General features: G+C 34.9%; 19 protein-coding genes. 4 read left to right on the top strand and 15 right to left on the bottom strand.

The annotated features are described in order from the left end of the window. Positions 1 to 9 precede the first annotated feature (9 nt). Together GXM17_RS15150 and GXM17_RS15145 are read right to left on the bottom strand one after the other, a co-directional pair. Positions 10 to 462, bottom strand: coding sequence for a GNAT family N-acetyltransferase (locus tag GXM17_RS15150; RefSeq protein ID WP_163400167.1), 453 nt, complete (start codon positions 460 to 462; stop codon positions 10 to 12). Further along, positions 447 to 1,349, bottom strand: a complete 903-nt coding sequence (locus GXM17_RS15145; RefSeq protein ID WP_163400166.1) for a LysR family transcriptional regulator — start codon at positions 1,347 to 1,349, stop codon at positions 447 to 449. The genes GXM17_RS15150 and GXM17_RS15145 overlap by 16 nt, the downstream gene beginning before the upstream one ends. Positions 1,350 to 1,499: 150 nt before the next feature. Between GXM17_RS15145 and GXM17_RS15140 the strand changes: the two genes are divergently transcribed. Continuing rightward, positions 1,500 to 1,895, top strand: a complete 396-nt coding sequence (locus tag GXM17_RS15140; protein ID WP_163400165.1) for a rhodanese-like domain-containing protein — start codon at positions 1,500 to 1,502, stop codon at positions 1,893 to 1,895. Between the two features lie 49 nt (positions 1,896 to 1,944). Here the strand turns inward: GXM17_RS15140 and GXM17_RS15135 are convergent, their stop codons facing one another. The 4 genes from GXM17_RS15135 to GXM17_RS15120 all read right to left on the bottom strand — a co-directional run bounded on the left by GXM17_RS15135 (position 1,945) and on the right by GXM17_RS15120 (position 8,059). Further along, positions 1,945 to 4,362, bottom strand: a complete 2,418-nt coding sequence (locus GXM17_RS15135) for a M28 family peptidase (RefSeq protein ID WP_163400164.1) — start codon at positions 4,360 to 4,362, stop codon at positions 1,945 to 1,947. A gap of 9 nt (positions 4,363 to 4,371) precedes the next feature. Continuing rightward, positions 4,372 to 4,719, bottom strand: a complete 348-nt coding sequence (locus GXM17_RS15130) for a hypothetical protein (RefSeq protein WP_163396300.1) — start codon at positions 4,717 to 4,719, stop codon at positions 4,372 to 4,374. A gap of 224 nt (positions 4,720 to 4,943) precedes the next feature. Continuing rightward, on the bottom strand, positions 4,944 to 5,237 hold the full coding sequence (locus GXM17_RS15125; RefSeq protein ID WP_163400163.1) for a GIY-YIG nuclease family protein: 294 nt from the start codon (positions 5,235 to 5,237) through the stop codon (positions 4,944 to 4,946). Between the two features lie 1,292 nt (positions 5,238 to 6,529). Next, positions 6,530 to 8,059, bottom strand: a complete 1,530-nt coding sequence (locus GXM17_RS15120) for a carbon-nitrogen hydrolase family protein (RefSeq protein WP_163400162.1) — start codon at positions 8,057 to 8,059, stop codon at positions 6,530 to 6,532. A gap of 177 nt (positions 8,060 to 8,236) precedes the next feature. Here GXM17_RS15120 and GXM17_RS15115 point away from each other — a divergent pair, with 177 nt between their 5' ends. Continuing rightward, the gene (locus GXM17_RS15115) at positions 8,237 to 8,560 is read left to right on the top strand and encodes a single-stranded DNA-binding protein (protein ID WP_163400161.1); all 324 of its coding nucleotides are present in this window, start codon (positions 8,237 to 8,239) and stop codon (positions 8,558 to 8,560) included. A 180-nt stretch (positions 8,561 to 8,740) separates the two neighbouring features. Here GXM17_RS15115 and GXM17_RS15110 read toward each other — a convergent pair whose 3' ends face one another. The 6 genes from GXM17_RS15110 to GXM17_RS15085 form a co-directional block, all read right to left on the bottom strand. Then, complete coding sequence (locus GXM17_RS15110) at positions 8,741 to 9,433, bottom strand: DUF2461 domain-containing protein (RefSeq protein ID WP_163400160.1); 693 nt, start codon at positions 9,431 to 9,433, stop codon at positions 8,741 to 8,743. Between the two features lie 90 nt (positions 9,434 to 9,523). Then, on the bottom strand, positions 9,524 to 9,709 hold the full coding sequence (locus tag GXM17_RS15105; RefSeq protein WP_071635639.1) for a hypothetical protein: 186 nt from the start codon (positions 9,707 to 9,709) through the stop codon (positions 9,524 to 9,526). A 79-nt stretch (positions 9,710 to 9,788) separates the two neighbouring features. Continuing rightward, the gene (locus GXM17_RS15100; protein WP_163400159.1) at positions 9,789 to 10,307 is read right to left on the bottom strand and encodes a ferritin; all 519 of its coding nucleotides are present in this window, start codon (positions 10,305 to 10,307) and stop codon (positions 9,789 to 9,791) included. Between the two features lie 80 nt (positions 10,308 to 10,387). After that, entirely contained in the window at positions 10,388 to 11,866 is a 1,479-nt protein-coding gene (locus GXM17_RS15095; RefSeq protein WP_163400158.1) for a hypothetical protein, read from the bottom strand. Between the two features lie 50 nt (positions 11,867 to 11,916). Continuing rightward, positions 11,917 to 12,546, bottom strand: a complete 630-nt coding sequence (locus GXM17_RS15090; protein WP_163400157.1) for a chloramphenicol acetyltransferase — start codon at positions 12,544 to 12,546, stop codon at positions 11,917 to 11,919. Further along, positions 12,546 to 13,253, bottom strand: coding sequence for an HAD family hydrolase (locus tag GXM17_RS15085; protein WP_163400156.1), 708 nt, complete (start codon positions 13,251 to 13,253; stop codon positions 12,546 to 12,548). Before GXM17_RS15085 ends, GXM17_RS15090 begins: the two co-directional genes overlap by 1 nt. A 298-nt stretch (positions 13,254 to 13,551) precedes the next feature. On the opposite strand from GXM17_RS15085, the gene GXM17_RS15080 reads away from it, so the two are divergent. Then, positions 13,552 to 14,571, top strand: a complete 1,020-nt coding sequence (locus GXM17_RS15080) for an HAD family hydrolase (protein ID WP_163400155.1) — start codon at positions 13,552 to 13,554, stop codon at positions 14,569 to 14,571. An 89-nt stretch (positions 14,572 to 14,660) separates the two neighbouring features. Then, the gene (locus GXM17_RS15075; RefSeq protein ID WP_163400154.1) at positions 14,661 to 15,485 is read left to right on the top strand and encodes a hypothetical protein; all 825 of its coding nucleotides are present in this window, start codon (positions 14,661 to 14,663) and stop codon (positions 15,483 to 15,485) included. Between the two features lie 27 nt (positions 15,486 to 15,512). Here GXM17_RS15075 and GXM17_RS15070 read toward each other — a convergent pair whose 3' ends face one another. The 3 genes from GXM17_RS15070 to metG form a co-directional block, all read right to left on the bottom strand. Then, positions 15,513 to 16,436, bottom strand: coding sequence for a DMT family transporter (locus tag GXM17_RS15070; RefSeq protein ID WP_244307411.1), 924 nt, complete (start codon positions 16,434 to 16,436; stop codon positions 15,513 to 15,515). An 87-nt stretch (positions 16,437 to 16,523) separates the two neighbouring features. Continuing rightward, complete coding sequence (locus tag GXM17_RS15065) at positions 16,524 to 17,960, bottom strand: hypothetical protein (RefSeq protein WP_163400153.1); 1,437 nt, start codon at positions 17,958 to 17,960, stop codon at positions 16,524 to 16,526. A 146-nt stretch (positions 17,961 to 18,106) separates the two neighbouring features. After that, a complete protein-coding gene (metG, locus tag GXM17_RS15060) occupies positions 18,107 to 20,242 on the bottom strand; it encodes a methionine--tRNA ligase (protein ID WP_163400152.1) in 2,136 nt (711 codons plus the stop codon). Between the last annotated feature and the right edge of the window lie 74 nt (positions 20,243 to 20,316).

Genomic DNA, 20,316 nt, shown 5'->3' with positions numbered 1-20,316 from the left:
AAATTTCAATTATTTTAAATCCAGAAAAAAACAAACTTTGTCTTTTCCTTTTGCACCAATTCTGTTGTAGAATTTTATAGCTCTTTCGTTAAACTGAGGTGTACGCCATTGCATGTTCACACAGTTTTTCTCTTTTCCGATTTGCTTTAATGCATTGATTAAGACTTCGCCAATTCCAAAATTTCTGGCACTTTCTTCTAAAAACAGGCAATCCATGTAAATGTAATCGCCGGCACTCCAGGTCGAATAAGAAAAATTATACGTTACATAGCCTACAATTTCTGTCCCAGCAGCTACAACTAAGCAAAATAATTTGGGATCATCATTAAATAATTCTTTTTTTAAGCCTTCTTCTTTTCCTTCAGGATCGTATTCAGCTTGCTCAAATTCGGCATGTTTTTGACAGAGAACAATTAGTTTAGGCAGATCCGTTATTTCGCAGTTTCTTATTGAATATTCCATTGCAGATTGATTTCGGTTTGCAGAAAGTTGATAAAATGATTGAAATAATCCGGATAATTTTCATTGGCTCTTGTGGCGATAAAATGTTTTCTCTTTAATCCGTTTTTCCCAACTTTAATGGCTTTTATCGGACTGGTTTTTAAATGTGGCTGAACGGCCCATTTTGCCATTGACATCACGCCCATATCGGCTTTTACCATTTCCAGGGAAGCTTCTGTTAAAGGCATCGGTGTTATTTTCTTCGGACTCACTTTGGCTGGAGCCAAAAGAAACTGATGAATCGTAACGGTTTCCATCGGAAGTGAATGAATAATAAGATGTTCATTGATGAAATCTTCGGCAACGACAAACTTTTTATCCGCCCAGGCATGGTTTTCAGAAACTACCATCATCACTTCGTCCTGAAACAATTCGGTATATTTGATATTATTGTCTTTGATTGGATCGCTTATAATCGCAATATCAATGGTATTGTCCAGAAGTTTCTGCAGCGGAATATGAGTGGCTTCGATGACAATTTTCAGTTCCACATTGGGATACAAAAGATGAAACTGTTTCAAAACCGACGGAAGCCAGTGATAACTCGAAAAACATTCGGTACTAATTCTGATTTCGCCATGTTCGCCAAAAACCATCTGTTTTATTTGGCTTTCTGTTTCAGAAAGTTTATTGAGAATTTCATTAGCGAGATCGTAGATTTTTTCGCCTGCTTTGGTCAAAACCAGTTTTTTATTGGTTCGTAAAAAAATGGCAGTTCCCAATTGATATTCTGCTTCTTTGAGCTGGTGACTCAAAGCCGATTGCGTCAGATGAAGTTTGTCGATAGCTTTGGTGATGCTTCCTCCTTCGACAATTGCTTTTATCAATTTTAAGTGACGTATTTCCATTTTTTTTTTGGTGATTAATACACAAAGAAACAAAATTTTTGACTGGCATTTGTATGAAAAAAAGTAATGTTCTGTATGAATTCTTTTCGTTTTTATGAGAATGTAAACCATCCTACTTTTGAAAAAACAAAAAACTTTAAACGATAAGTTATGGAAGCACAAATTAAGCATTACGAGAATAAGCTCGCCTTTGAAATGGATCCGTCAGATTTATTTGAAGCCCTGAACAATGGAGAAAAAATAGTGGTAATCGATGCCCGGAAAGTTTTTGGTTATGATGAAGAACACATTCCGAATGCGATTAATATTCCGCATCGTGAAATGAATTTAGAAACCACACAACATTTGGATAAAGAAGTTTTATACGTCACCTATTGCGACGGGATTGGATGCAACGCTTCAACAAAAGGGGCCTTAAATATGGTGAGGTTAGGATTTAGAGTAAAAGAATTAATTGGCGGACTGGAATGGTGGAAACTTGATGGATATGCAACTGAAGGTGCTAAAGGAGTCAGATACGGACTGAAGGTTGAATGTGCCTGTTAAAATATAAAAAGGCAGACTGTTTTGATAAGTCTGCCTTTATTCTTAGAAATTACTCTTCATTTATAACTTCTTTTTTAATTTTCATGACCGGTGCTGCCAGACTGTCTATTTTAACTGCTGCACTGTCAATAACCGGAGCAGTTTCCATAGGTTTTACAGGTGGTGTATATCTTTTAATTTTTTGCTGAACCAAAACAGCATCATTCAGAACAAAAGGAGTTGGCATCATCCAGTCGCTTCTTGGTTTGATATTGAACAGCGGATTGGTCATTAAATCGAAAGAGCTTTCAATCAGATCCATATCAAAAACAGACGATTTATTAATAATGAATTCCATAATAAGCGGTTCGTTTCCTACGACATAGTAGCATAAGATTTTGCTGTCCTGTCTCTCCAAAAGGTTTCCTTTTTGTCCGGAAGCCGAAACGCCATTGGCTTTAAAGTTATAAAAGGACATTTTTGGATTGGCATAAATATCGTAACGATTTACTTTACGGTTTGGCGTGATTTTTATTTTCAGATATCTTTTGCTTCCTATTACGCTGTCTCTTACAAAGGAGATAGTTGGTTTTGGAACTTCAATTTTAGGAGCAATGGCACTGTAAGTAAAGGGAGTGTTGTATTTGCTGGCTATTGGAAGACCGTTTAAACCGACAGCTTTCTGATTCATATTTCCAAGATATGATTTGGTCCAGTCGTCAAGATTGGTATCATAAGTAGTCCAGACAGCAGAATCTGTATCGGCATTATAAACGTACAATAAACTGTTTGATTTTGCTTTTCCGGGTTCATAATCTGAATGTATGCCGGCATATACAAAAAAGCTGATGGATATGACAAAGAAAAGCATGGTCCAGACTCTCTTTCTGACAAAAGAACCAAATACCGGAAGGAGTAATCCGAAAAGCAGAACTGTCAATATTGCACTTCCGAAAAGGATTTTTAAACCTAAACCAATCGGGAACATAACAATAAACGGTGCCACAATTGCCAGGGCAGGGATACTGAATAATAAATTTAATCCAGTACTGTAATGATGTGTGAAGACAAAAATTCCCAATAAAACAACTCCAAAATAAACCGGGATAATGAGAAAACCTGCGCCCGTTAATTGATTGGCTAAAACGATATTGATGATAATCCATAGTAATAACGGTGCTACGAAATGGTTCATCGTAATTTTTTCTTCCGAAAAATGATGGTAGAAAGCAAAACAGATCGCAATGCTAAGTGTTACAAAAGCTCCTATGTAAGCATGACCGTTGTAGGTAAAGCCATTCAGCAAATCCGAATATTGCGGATAAATTTGCAAAATGATTTTCCATCCCAAAAAGGTTACCAGACCTGCAATGATGATGGAGCCTAAGAAAGGAACAAATCCTTTAAAAATTTCCCTGAAAGAAATGAGATGCTTTACTTTTCCAACGAAAATAAAGAAAACAAGTAGTCCTAAAGCAATAACGCTCATTGGGAAAACCCATGAAAAAGGATAATTGATAAAGAATCCGAACGGAACACTAAAATAAACATTGTCTTCTGTGGTTTGAGTAGAATTTAAATCAATATTAGAAAAGTATTTTAATAACGGCATCAGATAACTTCCCTGATGTGTTAATGTCGTTTTATTTAAATGCTGAATATCGTCTTGTTGCGTATGGTAATTATAATGACCATCAATAAAGGCAAAATTGAAACCCTGAATATTTCCCTGTTCCCTGAAAACTGTTAGATCAGTGTCATTTGGAAGCATTTTGTAAATGCTGTACATCAGCGAGTTTGAAACCGGATACTTTGTTTTGGCATTCGAAAATTCTTTTACAAGAGCCTGATTTCCTTTATTCGTTTCCATCAGCATATAACTTGGCCCTGAGGAACCTCTTGCTTCAAAATTTAAGACCAGACCAACGTCTTTTGCCCATGGATGCTGATTCACAAATAGTGCAGCACCATTTAAACCTAATTCTTCAGCATCAGAAAAAAGAATAATAATATCGTTTGTATGTTTTTCATTGGCGTATAAAAAGGCACGAACACCTTCAAGTATTGTGGCAACTCCCGAGGCATCATCGCTTGCTCCTTTAGAAAACGAGTGAGGTGCGCTGTCATAATGCGAAAGCAATAAAAGGGCTTTAGAACTATTAGATCCTTTTATACGGGCCAGAATATTTTTAGATTTTACCAAAAGACCTTTGTCATTCAGTGTAAATCCTTCCTGAATCGAGGTTTCAAGACCAATTCTGTTTAGTTCAAGCTTAAGGTAATTGGCAACTAGTTCATGATTAGTAGAGCCTACAAAATGGGGTTTTTGGGCTATAATCCGAACCTGATTTAGAGCTCGTTCAGTTGAAAATTCGGCAAGAGCTTCTTCATCTTTAGAGATATACTGGGGCATCATTGAGGCATAGATGATGGACAGAATTCCTAAGACTCCTAAGAAAGCCAGAATTGAAGTAGGATTTTTTTTCATATTGTGGTATTAAATTTCTTTTTTTACGAGCATAAAATAATCATTGTCCAAAGACCGATATCCCTGATCGTACAGGAAATAGTAGGTATTCCCTGTTTTGGTCTGCAAGATATTGGTAAAGAAATCAAAATCAAAACCTTTATTGAGCATTTTTTCTCTGGTTGCCTTCGATTTTCCTTCTGTGTTTAATTCAGACAAAATTCGGTAATTTTTACGCAGCTTGTTGTTTACATTCCGCATAAAATTGGTGCTGTCTTTGTTTATTTTATTGTTGTAAGCATTGCGGCAACTGTCTGAACAGAATTTTTTGTCTTCGCGGCCAACAATTTTCTCAGCACATTCGAGGCATGTTTTCATAGATTTTTCTTAATTTAAATAGGCAATTTGGTTTTATTTTATACGAGTAATAGTTTTGATTTCGTCTTCAGTTCGAGTGGTTTTATAAAATAGCGACAGCATTTTTATAAAATCGTATCGAGAACTCTTATGTAAACGAGACTTCTCGATACATTTTTGGCTATTCAACCTTTGTTTTCAAATACAAAACAATAAGCCAAAAACACTCGAAGTGACGTTGTATCTTAGTTATTAAATCTTTTTTTAGCCAAATTAACTAAAGCGTCAAAGTCACCATTAATCAAGGCCTCCTTTTTCAGCCTTGACCATTTTTTAATTTGTTTTTCTTTTTCAATTGCTAAATTAATATCAGTGAACTCGCAATAAAAAACTAATTCTATTGGTCTTTTATTTATCGTATAGCAATCCGGATAATATCCAACCTGATGTTCATAAACTCTTTTTGTAATGTTTGAAGTTACTCCTGTATAGTAACTCCCATCAGAACATTTTAATATATAAACATACGATTGTTTCATTTTATCTTTTATTTTTTCTTCTATTCGTCAGTTCGAGTGGTTTTATAAAATAGCGACAGCATTTTTATAAAATCGTATCGAGAACTCTTATGTAAACGAGACTTCTCGATATATTTTTGGCTATTCAACCTTTGTTTTCAAATAACTCCAGAAGCCAAAAACACTCGAAGTGACGTAGGTTGTTCATAATTTACTTTTTTCTATTTCGTCAGTTCGAGTGATTTTATAAAATAGCGATAGCATTTTTATAAAATCGTATCGAGAACTCTTATGTAAACCAATACTTCTCGATACATTTTTGGCTATTCAACCTTTGTTTTCAAATACAAAACAAGAAGCCAAAAACACTCGGAGTGAAGTAGGTTGTTCATAATTTACTTTTTTCTATTCGTCAGTTCGAGTGGTTTTATAAATAGAGACAGCATTTTTATAAAATCGTATCGAGAACTCTAATGTAAACGAGACTTCTCGATACATTTTTGGCTAATGAACTTTTGTTTTCAACTACAAACTCAAAAAGCCAAAAACACTCGAAGTGACGTAGGTGTTCATAATTTACTTTTTTCTATTCGTCAGTTCGAGTGGTTTTATAAAATAGCGACAGCATTTTTATAAAATCGTATCGTGAACCATTATGTAAATGAGAACTTCTCGATACATTTTTGGCTATTCAACCTTTGTTTTTCAAATAACTCCAGAAGCCAAAAACACTCGAAGTGAAGTAGGTTGTTCATAATTTACTTTTTTCTATTCGTCAGTTCGAGTGATTTTATAAAATAGTGGCAGCATTTTTATAAAATTGTATCGAGAACTCTTATGTAAACGAGACTTCTCGATACATTTTTGGCTATTCAACCTTTGTTTTTCAAATAACTCCAGAAGCCAAAAATACTCGAAGTGACGTAGGTTGTTCATAATTTACTTTTTTCTATTTCGTCAGTTCGAGTGGTTTTATAAAATAGCGACAGCATTTTTATAAAATCGTATGAGAACCATTTTGTAAACGAGACTTCTCGATACATTTTTGGCTATTCAACCTTTGTTTTCAAATACAAAACAAGAAGCCAAAAATACTCGAAGTGACGTAGGTTGTTCATAATTTACTTTTTTCTATTCGTCAGTTCGAGTGGTTTTATAAAATAGCGACAGCATTTTTATAAAATTGTATCGAGAACTCTTATGTAAACGAGACTTCTCGATGCATTTTTGGCTATTCAACTTTTGTTTTCAAATAACTCCAGAAGCCAAAAACACTCGAAGTGACGTCTCTTACTTATTAAATCTTTTTTCCATCAAGGATTTATCTTCCTAACTTCATACAAATCAGTCCTTCTGTCTTTCAGCGTATGCACACTTCCATGTTCATGTAATTCTTTCAGTAAATTCAAATCCACATCAACAATTAGGGTCATTTCGGTGTTTGGAGTGGCTTCGGCTTTAATACCGTTGCTCGGAAAAGCAAAATCCGAAGGCGTAAATACTGCTGCCTGTGCATATTGGATATCCATATTATTTACTTTCGGAAGATTCCCCACACAGCCTGCAATCGCCACATAACATTCATTTTCAATGGCACGCGCCTGCGAACAATGTTTGACTCGGGTATAACCATTTTGCGTATCAGTTAAAAAGGGCACAAAAAGAATATTCATTCCCTCGTCTGCCAGTAACCTGGAGAGTTCCGGGAATTCGACATCATAACAAATGAGGATTCCGATTTTTCCGCAATCCGTATCGAAGGTTTTAAATTGGGAGCCTCCTTTCATTCCCCAGTGCACCACTTCGTTTGGTGTGATGTGAATTTTGGTGTACATTTCAGAAGTTCCGTCCCTTTTGCATAAAAAACCAACATTATACAAATTTCCATTTTCTAAGTAAGGCATACTACCGGTAATAACATTAATGTTGTATGAAATAGCCAATTCCTGAAAACGTTTTCTGATGGGATCAGAATGTCGGGCAAGTTCCCGAATAGCTTCAGCTTCAGACAAATGATTGTAGTCAGCCATCAATGGCGCAATAAAAAGTTCAGGAAAAAGGGCAAAATCAGAGCCATATCCTGAAACCACATCGATGAAAAACTCAGCCTGTTCAAAAAATTCTTCCAGATTGTTTAATTGACGCATCTGCCATTGTACAAGCCCAAGACGGATGACACTTTTTGCGAGGTTAATCAGTTTTGGACTTTCATCATAATAAACGTTGTTCCATTCGAGAAGTACAGCAAATTCTTTGGATTCTTCGTCTCCTTCCAGATAATTTTTGATGATCCGCAAAACGTGAAAGTCATTGCTAAGCTGAAATGACAATACAGGATCGTGTAATTCTTTATGTTTTACTTTGTCGATATAATTTTTCGGCGTCATTTTTTTGAAATGCTGCGCATAATTCGGAATCCTTCCGGCAAAAACAATAGCCTTTAGATTAAGTTGCTCGCACATTTCCTTGCGGGCATCATACAAACGCCTCCCTAAACGCAGTCCCCGGTAATTCGGGTGAATGAAGACATCAATTCCGTATAAAATTTCCCCATCCGGATTATGAGTTGAAAAACTGTAGTCATCCACAATTTGTTTGTAATTATGTCTTTTGTCAACTAATTTCTCATCAACTATCAAAGATAAAGCTGATCCTACTACCACACCATCGACCAGAATAACCAATTGTCCTTCCGGAAAAATAGAAAGCAATTTTTTAATATCCGCAGATCTCCAGTAGGAATTAGCCATTTCAGGATACGATTTTACCATCGAATCTTTTAACTGTTTGTAGTCATCAAATTCTAAATTCCGTAATTCTACTTTGTTGATTTTTGTTTGCATTTTTGTATGATTTCTCTCAAATATACTAATTAATTTCCATTTACAAACGGTTACAAACAGTTACAACCGAAAGTAAACAGTTGCCAACCGAATAATTTTTGATAGCCACCGCATCTTTGCAATGTTGAATCTGACGAACGATTCAATTTATATAAACCTTTAAAAATAGTATACGCCATGAAAAACAAAGTACAATTAATCGGTAACGTAGGTAATGACCCTGAAATCAAAACATTAGACAGTGGAAGAAAATTAGCGCATTTAAGTATTGCTACCAACGAGAAATACACCAATGACAAGGGTGAAAAAGTGGAGCAAACCGAATGGCATCGTGTCACTGCCTGGGGCAAAACAGCCGAAATTATCGAAAAATATGTAGTAAAAGGAAGAGAAGTCGCCGTTGAAGGAAAACTGACCCACAGAAGTTACGACGATAAAAACGGCGAGAAACGCTACGTTACAGAAGTTGTGGTAAACGAAATCTTACTGCTCAGTAAATAAGATATCATTTGTTGGTTAAACTTCAGCCCCGACAGACTAAAAAACTGTCGGGGTTTCTATTTTAATTTAGACAAGTGTCATCCTGAGCGCAGTCGAAGGCTTATACGTTGAGAGGGCTTCGACTAAGTTTATCCTGAGCCAAGCCGAATGGACTCAGCCTCTCACCGTTTTAAATTAAAATTACAATATCGAAGCGCCATTAATATCAGTAGTAAGTATTTCACTCATATAATCAAAAAATGGTCTCATGCTCTGCATGGTTTCCAATGCCTGTCCCAAAAATTGTGGACTCAATACTTCATCATCACTAAATCGCCTTATAATCAAAAACTGTTTAAATCGTAATAAATCAATGGCTTTATGATTGATGTCAAAACCTTTTGGAGCTGTTTTGAGCTGCTCGCCCTGCAAAGTACCAAAAGTATTTCTAAAAGTTTTTGAATTTAATATTTTTTGAAATGATTCCGGATCATGATCAAATTCAGCCCGGATGCGTTTTAGATCTGCCGCATTCGGTCCCCAAAAACCGCCTGCAAAAAAGCTGTTTCCTTTTTCAAGATGAAAATAGTAACCACCGCGTCTTGAAGCTGTTGCACGTGTATAACTGCCTCCCCAAAAAGTTTTAAAAGGTGTTTTATCTTTAGAAAAACGAATATCACGATAAATTCGGTAAACACTTTTTTTACCTGATTTAGTTTCCATAACATCTGTTTTAGAAAGTTCGTGAAGCAAAGCCTCTGCAAAAGTTTCAATATGATTTAACTCGGTTAGATATTCCTGTTTATGTGCTTCGAACCAGGGTTTGTTATTATTTTCTTTCAGCAGCTGTAAAAAATCAAGAGCAGATTGGGGAATCAGGATTTGGTTTTCCATATAAATTTTAGTCTTTTAAAATCAGAAAGTGACCGCAATTTAAAACTAAAAAACCCACCAAAGAAATCTGGTGGGTTTTTGTATATTTTGTTAAGCAGTCTTTTTGAATAAATCAAACATTGGACAGCGTGAGCAGCGCTTCTTTTCACTTTTTTTATATTTCTCACAGCAAGAAGATTTACAGTTTTCAATCTTCTTGATTTTATCAAGGATATCTTTGTTTTTCTTTTTCTTTTTATCCTTTTTCTTGTCCTTGTCTTTTTCTTTCTTGCCCAATTTTCCTCTGTATTAAAAACAGAGACAAATATAATAGAAAAAAGTTATTTTTACATATTCTAAATAAACTTTAACTTTTTTATTTCGGATTAATTGCAATTGAGCTTGTAACGGTTAACTGCTGAATGTCACGGTCAAACAAGTAAAGTCCGCCCTTGTCTTCACCAATTAAGTTGATTTTGTCTAAAATAGATTTGGCTGTAGCTTCTTCTTCGATTTGTTCAGAAACATACCATTGTAAGAAATTATGTGTAGCATAATCTTTTTCTTCAAAAGTGATGTGTACCAATTCGTTGATCGATTTAGAAACAAAAAGTTCATGATTGTAAAGCTCCTCAAACATTTCTTTGAAAGTTGAATACGATATTCTGGGTGCTTTCAGATCTGTAATCTGTGCGTGTCCGCCACGTTCGTTAACATATTTTACCAGTTTAAGCATGTGTGCACGCTCTTCGTCTGACTGAGTGTACATAAACTGGGCGATTCCTTCTAATCCGTGTACCTCAGCCCAGCAAGCCATTGAAAGATACGTTTGTGAAGATTCTGCTTCTATGCGAATTTGCTTGTTTAAAGCCGTTTCAATATTTTTTGATAGCATAATGTGTTCTTTTTTGTAAAATTAACCAAAATAATTCAAAACATTTTTGGGCTTCCCCAAAACATAAATAACATTTTTGGTTAATTCTTAGAAAATTTAAGGTTTCCAAACTGATAAGGTTTTGAAAGTGAAGCTTTGTTGATAATCGGATTTCTTTCTTCGTAATAATACCCGTCTGTAAATTTCCGCATGATGTATTGCCCTGAAACCACATCATAATAGCCCAAAATGTAGTAATTTTTTAGTTTAAGAATATTGTGCAGCGAAATGTTTTTATTGGTATTTAAATAATAGAAAAGATTATCAATAGCCAAAGGTTCTGATTGTTTGCTTTTTACAAATTCTAAATCCTGATTGAGCATAGTATCAAAATAGGCCATTTTACTTGAATATTCAGAATAGCCGCCATAATCATTGTCAAAAAAGTCTGCCAGTAAATTCGTCTGGATATAGTCATAACCAGAAAACTGATACTCTGCGAATCCACCCAATGATATAAAAGTATTTGTCTTATTTTTAAAAACTGAGATTCCGGTATTTAATGCTGATAACTGTTTTAAAAACTTGGCCGTGGTTTTTATTTCCTGAGGTTTTTTATCATTTATCTGAACTAAGAAAGGGGAGTTTTTAAAATCAATTGAATCTTTTTTTGATACTGCCACACTTTTAAGCGTTTTACCTGAATCAAAATCTTTAATATCCAGCAAAAGTTCTTCTTTATTTATGTTTATTTGAAATAGTTTGTTTTCATAAAAAAAAGAATTTGAAGTTTTGGATGATGCTTTAGAAACAGGCTGATTAAAATTCTTTTCGGTAACATCAGTAGTAATAAGATTCAGATCTAAAACATGTGTCTTTTTTAAGCTATAATCAAATGTCAAAAAAATATGGTCATTTGATACATACATCTTGGTTTTATTAACCGTTTTGTCTAACGAATTAAAATTTTCCGTGTCCATTTTTTCAATAGGATAATATCGGATCATAGTTTTGAAAGCCAGATTCTGTCCTTTGTCATTCTGAAACAGAATTCCGGATAAATCAAACATTTTCACTTCGGCCTTTCCGTTGTTAAACTCATAAAGTAACAGATGCTGTTGGTTGGTTTCCTTGCACAGCATATAAAACATATTGTTTTTCTGGAAAGTGGTAATAATATATTCTGTATTTGGAGGTAAATCGAAATTTAAAGATTTTGACGTTTTTGTTTCCAGATGATATTTAATAATCCGGATGTTTCTTAAATTATTGGTTGCCCAGTAAAGAAGCGGATTCCCGTCATCGCTGATACTATGACCGATTAAAGTCCTCTCTCTGATATTTTTTATAGAATCTTTAAATTGACTTTTTAGAAAAAGTGATTTATTGTATTTTAAGATATTAATATATTCTTTATCTGATGCAAAAACATAGATGTCGTTGGTTTTTACATCTTCAATATTGATAATCTGACCATTTTCTAAAGGTGTGTTCAGATTTAAGGAAAAAGAATTCAATACCGTCTGGCTTAGCAGGACCGTATTATAAAAGACACAGAAAAGAAGTAGTAGTTTTTTCATATGTTTTTGCCTCCAAAAATCATTCCAATTATTTGTTATTCAGTTTATTGCTATTGGTCCATAAATTCCTGAAAAAGATCAACAAACTGACCAACATGCAAACCGTCCATCAATCCGTGATGTACATGTACAGACATTGGCATGGTTTTTTTCCCGTTTTCTGAAGTCATCATTTTTCCAAAAGAAATTTTAGGGCAGCTGTCCGGATAAGAATAACTGCGTGCATGCGAAATCGAAGTAAAATTTAACCATGGAATTGCCGAAAAATGAATCAGGTTATCATCATCAAATGATCTGGTAAAAAGTCCGTTAGTATTTTGGATACGTTCAATTTCAGCATAAGCATTCTTTTCAAAAATCTTAAAAGCCGGATTGTATTCCATTAATGAAAACCCGAAAGTGCCATCTTTACGGCCAATTGTAGCAGAAACATCTACGCGGCCATGAATGTAAATTTGATTTTCAGCAATTCGGTATTTAAAATTTTCAATCGAATTTACCGCTACCAGAGTTTTATGGAGATAAAAGATAAAAAAAGAAGTCTTCAGCTTTTTCGCAGTTTGATAGGCTTTTGTACAATCAATTTCGACGGTTACCCCAAAAAAGGGTTCCTCCATTTTGCTGAAATGCTCAAAATGTTCTTTTCTGTTCCAGTTTTCTAAGTCTAAAAGGGTTTTCATTATAGTAAATTAGGTACAACCTCTGCAATGGTTTCGAAGGAACTAAAATGCTCGTGTTCTACTTTATGATTGATTTTTTCATGTTCCCAGGTCGTATGAAACGGAATATGAACTGCATAACCTCCAATCCCTAAAACCGGCAATACATCTGATTTTAGCGAATTTCCAATCATCAAAAATTCATGCGGCTGAATTTCTAAACGTCCTAACAATTTCTGATAATCAATTTCCTGTTTGTCTGACATGACTTCGATATGGTGAAAATAATGTCCAAGACCCGAACGGTGTAATTTGCTGTGCTGGTCTTTCAGATCGCCTTTTGTGGCTACAACGAGTTTGTATTTTCCGTGCAAAGCCTGTAATGTTTCTTCTATTCCGTCTAAAAGTTCGATAGGTTTTTCCAGCAGTTCTTTTCCGTACTGGATGATTTTTTCAATGACTTCAACCGGAATTGTATTGTTCGAAATCGTCATCGCAGCCTCAATCATCGACAAAATATACCCTTTAATTCCGTAACCGTATAAAGGCAGATTTGCTATTTCGATTTTAAACAATTCCTGAGAAATTCCCTGATGTGAAAGATAATCCTCCATAAGGGCGCAAAACTTATGTTCTGTTTCCTGAAAATAAGGTTCGTTCACAAACAGAGTATCATCAGCATCAAATGCAATTACTTTTAAATCAGGTATTTTATTTTTATGTAACATCTTGTTTTTTATAATTAGGTATTTGTAAAGTTATTTCTTCTTAGTGCCATTCACAATATTTAATTCAAATTTTAAGAATAGTGTTTAAAAAAAGTTCTTTAATTTAAAGAAGCAAAGTTTAATTTTTATCCAATTATATACAAAACAGCAAAATAATGTCTTTTTGATGTTTCATTTTATAATATGCAACTAATTCAGCAGCTGTAAAAAGATTACTTAAACTCTTTATTATTTAATTTTGAGGGTATTGGAATATACATCAGCTGAAACTTTTTAGTAATATTTTCTAATTTTTGTTATGAAAAAAAAAGCATTTATAATACCGGTTTTGATTTTGTTATTTATTTCCTGTAAAAAAAGCGAAATCCATTCAACAAGTACAGATACTATAGATAGTACAACAACAGTGGCAACAAGCCCTGATCCGTTACCAAGCTGGAACGATGGTACTCTGAAAAAAGATATCATTGCTTATGTTGAAAAAGTAACAAAAGAAGGAAGCCCTGATTTTATTCCGGTTGAAAGCAGAATTGCAACTTTTGATAATGATGGAACACTTTGGTCAGAGAAACCCCTGCCTCAGGAATTATTTGCCTTTTATCAGGTAGAGCAAATGGTTAAGGCCAATCCCGAACTGGCCAAAAAACAGCCTTTTAAAGCAGTGGTTGAAAAAGACAAAGCTTATTTTGAAAAAGGAGGGATGAAAGCTATTATAGAGCTTGTTGGAGCTACACATACCGGGATGACAGAGGATGAATTTGAAAATTCCATCAAAGCTTTTTTTGCCCAAGCAAAAGTTCCGGGAAGAAATGTTCCTCTAAAGCAAATACGCTATCAGCCTCAATTAGAATTGCTAAACTATTTAAGGGCAAATGGTTTTAAAACTTTTATCGTATCAGGCGGCACAGTAGAGGTGATACGTGGTATTTCTGCCGATTTCTACGGAATTCCAAAAGAGCAGGTTGTGGGAACCTCATTTAAATATAAATATGATCCTGAAAAAAATGTAATTATTCGGGAATCCGATTTAAGTCATTTTGATGATAAAGAAGGGAAGCCTGTTGCCATACAATTGCATATTGGTCAGCGTCCCGCTTTTGCCTGTGGAAATGAGGGAGGAGAAGGAGACCTTGCTATGCTGAAATTTTCTCAGGGAAATAAATATCCCTCCTTTCAGCTGATTGTCAATCACAATGATTCTATCAGAGAGACCTATTATCAGGAAAAATCAAATCTTTCGTTAAATACGGCAGCAAAAAATAAATGGCACGTTGTGGACATGAAAAAAGACTGGAAAAAAGTTTTTTCAGATAATTAGATTGAGTTAGTTAGTGATTAAAGTGAAACAACTTTCATTGTTTTAGTTGTTTCATTTTAATCTAAATCAAGAATCTTTAAATTGAAAATATGAAATCTATCACGTATAAAGTTTTTAAATGCCTTTTGTTTAAACTTTTTTTTATTTTAAGTTTCAATTCTTATGCTCAGGAAGAACCTGAAAAACCGGGAAATAGTGCTCAGGAGCTTGCAGACAAACTGGCAAATCCGGTGGCGAGTTTAATTAGTGTGCCTCTTCAAAATAATTTAAATTATGGAATAGGCGCTTTTAATGGTTCGAAGTATGTGATTAATGTACAACCGGTAATTCCTTTTAAGCTCAGCGATAACTTAGATTTGATTACCCGTTATATTCTTCCTGTTGTGGATCAAAGGAATATTACTGGTGAAAACACACATGAGTTTGGACTAAGCGATGCTACAGTCACAGCTTTTTTTGCTCCTAAACCCAAAAAACTTATTACAGGATACGGACCGGCATTTTTGATTCCAACAGCTACAGATAAACTTCTGGGAACACAAAAGTTCGGACTGGGGCCAAGTATCTTAATTATGCATCAGGGAAAAGGCCTTTCGGTAGGATTTCTGGCGAATCAGATATGGTCTGTTGCAGGAAATAGTGAGCGTAACGACATCAATCAATTTTATACGCAAATATTTTTATCCAATAGTTACAAAAGTGGGGCAAACTGGGGGGCAAATGTAGAGATAACACAAAACTGGGAGGGAAAAACGACCCTGATTTCTTTCAATCCTTCTCTTGGGGGCATAACAAAATTTGGGGATCAGATTGTGCAGTTTTCAGTTCAGCCCTTAATTCCCATTGTAGGGCCTGACGAAATAAAACCCGATTGGGGGTTAAGAGCTGTTGTAGCTTTTGTGTTTCCTCAATAAATACAAATGAATTTGTAAAAAGTTTCATTAACGTTTTTTATAAGTCTGTGGTATTTCTACTTTTTTGTTTTTAAAGGTTTTGAAATTAGACAGAAAGGGCTTATCGTAAAAAGTAATGCGGATTCCAAAAAGCAAAATGATTCCACCCAAAACCATTTGTAAAGTTATTTTTTCTTCCAAAAGCAACCAGGCCAGAATGGATGTAATCATAGCCTGACTTAACAAACTAAGCGAAACTCTCGTAGCACGCATGTGTTGTGTTGCATAACTAACCGAAAGCCACGCACACAACTGGCAGATTACAGCCTGTAAAACTAATACGAACCAGCCGGCATCAGAAAATCCTGTAAAAGAAACATTTAGGAAATAACAAATAATTGCCAAATAAATACTCGAAGCGATCAAACTGATGGTCATAAACGTTAACACATCCACTTTTGAAAGTACATTTTTACTAACAAGGAGATAAATCGAATATAAAACGCCCGACAAAATCGCAAACAGAAAAGCCTGATCGAAATTCAGTTCTACAAAAAATTCAAAACCAACCAAAGTCACCATTCCGAATAAAGATACCACGGTCCCAATCCAAAAGTTAGTTGCCGGTTTTGACTTCAGAAACAAAAAAGAACCAATTCCCACCCAAACCGGAGACAAATTGGTTAATAATGAAGCCTGAGTAGCACTCGAATCCTGAATGGCGATATTCCAAACCGCAACATCTGAGGCAAATAGAATTCCGCAAAGTGCTGCCAAAAGGCTGAATTTTAATGTTGGTAGCTTAAAGTTTTTGCTCAAAAGCACATAAGGCAAAAGTAAAGTAACCGCAAAAAACATTCTGTAAAAAGCAGAGATTAATCCGGGTGTTAATTTCAGTTTTACCAGTATCGGAAAAATAGAGATGCAGAGGATACCGCAGATTAGGGCTAATCTTGGTTTGCTGAGTTTCATTTTATTTTTATTAAGCGAAATGCAAAATTAGCATTTTGAAAGCGTTCTTAGACAAAAACTCCCGAATTGTGAAATCGGGAGTTTTTGTTAGTCTGCAAATTTTCGAATGATATATTCTTTAGTTTTATTGTCATAATATCCCAGATAGTAAGAGTCGATTCTAAATAGTGTTTGTGAGGAAACATCATTATTCTTATCAAAAAATGTTCTGATTTTATCAAATGCTAATGGCTGTAATTCTCCTTTAATATGATTTCCGTCCGTGTCGAATAATCCTTCAATTTTAACAACTTTTCTGTTAGAATAGGCATTAAAACTGGTCATTGTTGGATTATACATTGCAGCTGAGGCCAAAGCACCAATTAAGCCAAACTGACCTAATGCTATTTGTCCTGTAGATTGCTGTACTGCTGATACACCACCAAAAGTAATCAGCGTATTTTGCCCAATGTGATAGCAGGAAAGTCCAGAATTCAGGTTGTTTATCTTTCGAATAAATTGAGAAGTAGTTTCTAAAATTCTCTTTCCGCCTCCAAAATCTCCTCCTTCCTGATAAATCTCCGAATTTTTGAAATCAATAGGTGTTGCTGAATTAACGACATATTCTTTTAAAAGATTGCTGTCCAGATCCTTAATTGTAAAGTATAATAAATCTGATGAAGATTTTATCTGATATAGCTTATTTTCAAAATAAAAAGAATTGGAATTCAATGACGTTCTGTCTCCTGCGATAAATTGTTTTTTCACCATTTTTTCAGTAGCTGTAAAATCTTTCAGATCAATTATAATTACTTGGGTAAAATCGATATTGGTGTCAAAAGTTAAGGTTAATTTTTTATCATTAAAATAGGATTTTCTTTTTTTGGCAGCATCAGTTAATGATGTCGGATTTTCAACAGTAATATTTTGCAAAGTGAAAGGCGCTTCAAATGGCAGTAAATTTTCTCCTATTACTCCGTATAAATCTGACTTTTGATAATCCGATTTAAAAAAATGAAATCCTTCTAAAGTAATAATTCTTTCGGTGTAATTGCCTTCTTTATCAAAAACATGAAATTTAAAATTATTACTGTTTTTTAAAACTGTCAAAATATAAAAATTTTCGTTTTCACTGAATTTTTGTAAAATCTTTTCGTTTTTTAAAACTATTGTATATTCTTTAGTTATGGTTTTACGTGTATCAAAATCATATAACTGTGCAAAAATGTTTTCATAGTTGTTTGATGACCAATATAATCTTGTATGATTATTACTAATATTGTAACCAATCATGTTGGCGTATTTTTTGGTATCCGGTCTTGCTGTAGAAATACTGTCAGTAATTTGCATTTTCTCGTTTAACTGAATAGCTTTTACTTTTTCTTTATCGCTTACAAACAGGGTGACTGTCTTTTTTTCATTGTTAACCGTTTGAAAAACATCACGATTCTTTTTTAAATCAACAACAGTTGAGCTTATAATATCTTGAGAATAAGAAATTAAACTGCTAAAAAACAAATAGGTAATAAATAGCTTTTTAATCATGATCTAAGTTTTGTTTAAAATTTATTTCTGGCGAATATCTTACTTTTTTTTCTAAATACAATCGAAGTAATATTTTTTAAAACAAAAAGCGTGAATCAATTAATCTCTTAACCGATTCACGCCATTTTTATATTATTTATAAAACTTTAGTTTACCGTCGCTCCATTCGGCGCATCAGCATCCGGATTTACAAACACAAGTTTCCCTTCGGTATTTGAAGTCATCAAAATCATTCCCTGGCTCTCAACGCCACGTAAAGCTCTTGGTGACAAGTTTACCAAAACAGAAACACGTTTCCCAATAATTTCTTCCGGAGAAAAACTCTCTGCAATTCCGGATACAATCGTACGAACATCGATTCCTGTATCTACTTTTAGCACTAAAAGTTTATTAGCTTTTGGCATTTTTTCAGCTTCAAGAATAGTTCCGATACGAATGTCCATTTTAGCAAATTCCTCAAACTGAATCAAATCTTTCTGTGGTTCTGCTTGTTTGTTTTCGGCAAGATTAGCGGTTTTTGTAGCTTCCAGTTTATCTATTTGTTTTTGTATTTCTTCGTCTTCGATTTTTGCGAAAAGTAGTTCCGCTTCTCCAATTTTATGTCCTGCCGGAAGTAAATCTGAATTTTCAGCAATGTCATTCCAGCCCAGAGTTTTATCGATAATGATGTCTTTTGCATCAGGATGATTCTCTTTCAAAAATTTACTAAATCCTTCAAAATGTTCTTTCAGATCACTCAATTTAAGAATTCCTGAAAGCTTTGAAGCTGTAAAAGGCAAAAACGGTTCGGCCAAAACGCTCAATGCAGCAGCAATCTGAAGAGCTACGTACATTTGGGTTTTCACACGCTCCGGATTGTCTTTCATCACTTTCCAGGGTTCTTCGTCTGCCAGGTATTTATTTCCTAAACGGGCCACATTCATCAATTCGCCTAAAGCTTCACGGAATCGGTAACGCTCCACTGAACTCGAAATCACAGCCGGATACGCTTTTAATTCGGCTAAAGTATTTTCGTCAATTTCTGTAAATTCGTTTGGCGTTGGGATAACACCTTCGTAATATTTGTTGGTTAAAACCACAACACGATTAATGAAGTTTCCAAAAATGGCAACCAGTTCATTATTATTTCTCGCCTGAAAATCTTTCCAGGTAAAATCATTATCCTTAGTCTCAGGTGCATTTGATGTTAAGGCATAACGCAAAACATCTTGTTTTTCCGGAAATTCTTCTAAATATTCGTGCAGCCAAACCGCCCAGTTTTTAGAAGTCGAAAGTTTATTTCCTTCCAGATTCAGGAACTCATTTGCAGGAACGTTGTCCGGTAAAATGTAGCTTCCTTCTGCTTTTAGCATTGCCGGGAAAATAATACAGTGGAAAACAATATTGTCTTTCCCAATAAAATGGACCAGTTTGGTGTCCTGATGTTTCCAATACGGTTCCCAGTCTTTTCCTTCGCGTGCAGCCCATTCTTTTGTAGAAGAAATGTATCCGATAGGTGCATCAAACCAGACATATAATTTTTTTCCTTCGGCACCTTCAACCGGAACATCAATTCCCCAATCCAGGTCACGTGTTACGGCACGAGGCTCTAATCCGGCATCAATCCATGATTTTACCTGTCCGTAAACGTTCGTTTTCCAGTCGTTTTTATGACCTTCCAAAATCCATTCACGTAAGAAAGCATCGTAACGATCCAAAGGTAAAAACCAGTGTTTTGTTGATTTCAAAATTGGAGTCTCTCCAGTAATTGTCGATTTTGGGTTAATCAGATCGGTAGCGTTCAAAGTCGAACCGCATTTTTCGCACTGATCGCCGTAAGCTTCCGGATTGTCACATTTTGGACATGTACCTACAACAAAACGATCTGCCAGGAACTGATCTGCTTTTGCATCGTATAATTGTTCTGTAACCTCTTCTATAAAATCGCCTTTATCATACAATGTCCTAAAGAATTCCTGAGCCGTTTCATGATGAATTTTAGCCGAAGTTCTGGAATAATTATCAAACGAAATTCCGAAATCAGCGAACGATTTTCTGATAATTCCGTCGTATTTGTCTATGACTTCCTGAGGTGTAACTCCTTCTTTTTTGGCTTTCATCGAAATGGCAACGCCGTGTTCATCGCTTCCGCAGATAAAAGCAACGTCTTTTCCCTGCATGCGCAGGTATCTTGAATAAATATCCGCAGGCACGTAAACCCCCGCCAAATGCCCAATGTGAATTGGTCCATTCGTGTAAGGCAATGCCGCTGTAATGGTATATCTTTTTGGATTTTGTATCATCTTTCAAATTTATTGAGTGCAAAAATAAGCAATAGAATTGAGATTTTGTTATTGCGCATTGATTCGCAAAGGTT

This window comes from Flavobacterium fluviatile, from assembly GCF_010645065.1.
GTDB lineage: Bacteria > Bacteroidota > Bacteroidia > Flavobacteriales > Flavobacteriaceae > Flavobacterium > Flavobacterium fluviatile.
The sequence above is the reverse complement of the archived record's forward strand: the minus strand, read 5'-3'. Positions and strand labels throughout refer to the sequence as shown.

Excerpts from the sequence above, each read along its gene's own strand:
- GXM17_RS15150 (WP_163400167.1), bottom strand. The coding sequence starts at position 462 with ATGGAATATTCAATAAGAAACTGCGAAATAACGGATCTGCCTAAACTA.
- GXM17_RS15145 (WP_163400166.1), bottom strand. The coding sequence starts at position 1,349 with ATGGAAATACGTCACTTAAAATTGATAAAAGCAATTGTCGAAGGAGGA.
- GXM17_RS15140 (WP_163400165.1), top strand. The coding sequence starts at position 1,500 with ATGGAAGCACAAATTAAGCATTACGAGAATAAGCTCGCCTTTGAAATG.
- GXM17_RS15135 (WP_163400164.1), bottom strand. The coding sequence starts at position 4,362 with ATGAAAAAAAATCCTACTTCAATTCTGGCTTTCTTAGGAGTCTTAGGA.
- GXM17_RS15130 (WP_163396300.1), bottom strand. The coding sequence starts at position 4,719 with ATGAAAACATGCCTCGAATGTGCTGAGAAAATTGTTGGCCGCGAAGAC.
- GXM17_RS15125 (WP_163400163.1), bottom strand. The coding sequence starts at position 5,237 with ATGAAACAATCGTATGTTTATATATTAAAATGTTCTGATGGGAGTTAC.
- GXM17_RS15120 (WP_163400162.1), bottom strand. The coding sequence starts at position 8,059 with ATGCAAACAAAAATCAACAAAGTAGAATTACGGAATTTAGAATTTGAT.
- GXM17_RS15115 (WP_163400161.1), top strand. The coding sequence starts at position 8,237 with ATGAAAAACAAAGTACAATTAATCGGTAACGTAGGTAATGACCCTGAA.
- GXM17_RS15110 (WP_163400160.1), bottom strand. The coding sequence starts at position 9,433 with ATGGAAAACCAAATCCTGATTCCCCAATCTGCTCTTGATTTTTTACAG.
- GXM17_RS15100 (WP_163400159.1), bottom strand. The coding sequence starts at position 10,307 with ATGCTATCAAAAAATATTGAAACGGCTTTAAACAAGCAAATTCGCATA.
- GXM17_RS15095 (WP_163400158.1), bottom strand. The coding sequence starts at position 11,866 with ATGAAAAAACTACTACTTCTTTTCTGTGTCTTTTATAATACGGTCCTG.
- GXM17_RS15090 (WP_163400157.1), bottom strand. The coding sequence starts at position 12,546 with ATGAAAACCCTTTTAGACTTAGAAAACTGGAACAGAAAAGAACATTTT.
- GXM17_RS15085 (WP_163400156.1), bottom strand. The coding sequence starts at position 13,253 with ATGTTACATAAAAATAAAATACCTGATTTAAAAGTAATTGCATTTGAT.
- GXM17_RS15080 (WP_163400155.1), top strand. The coding sequence starts at position 13,552 with ATGAAAAAAAAAGCATTTATAATACCGGTTTTGATTTTGTTATTTATT.
- GXM17_RS15075 (WP_163400154.1), top strand. The coding sequence starts at position 14,661 with ATGAAATCTATCACGTATAAAGTTTTTAAATGCCTTTTGTTTAAACTT.
- GXM17_RS15070 (WP_244307411.1), bottom strand. The coding sequence starts at position 16,436 with ATGAAACTCAGCAAACCAAGATTAGCCCTAATCTGCGGTATCCTCTGC.
- GXM17_RS15065 (WP_163400153.1), bottom strand. The coding sequence starts at position 17,960 with ATGATTAAAAAGCTATTTATTACCTATTTGTTTTTTAGCAGTTTAATT.
- metG (WP_163400152.1), bottom strand. The coding sequence starts at position 20,242 with ATGATACAAAATCCAAAAAGATATACCATTACAGCGGCATTGCCTTAC.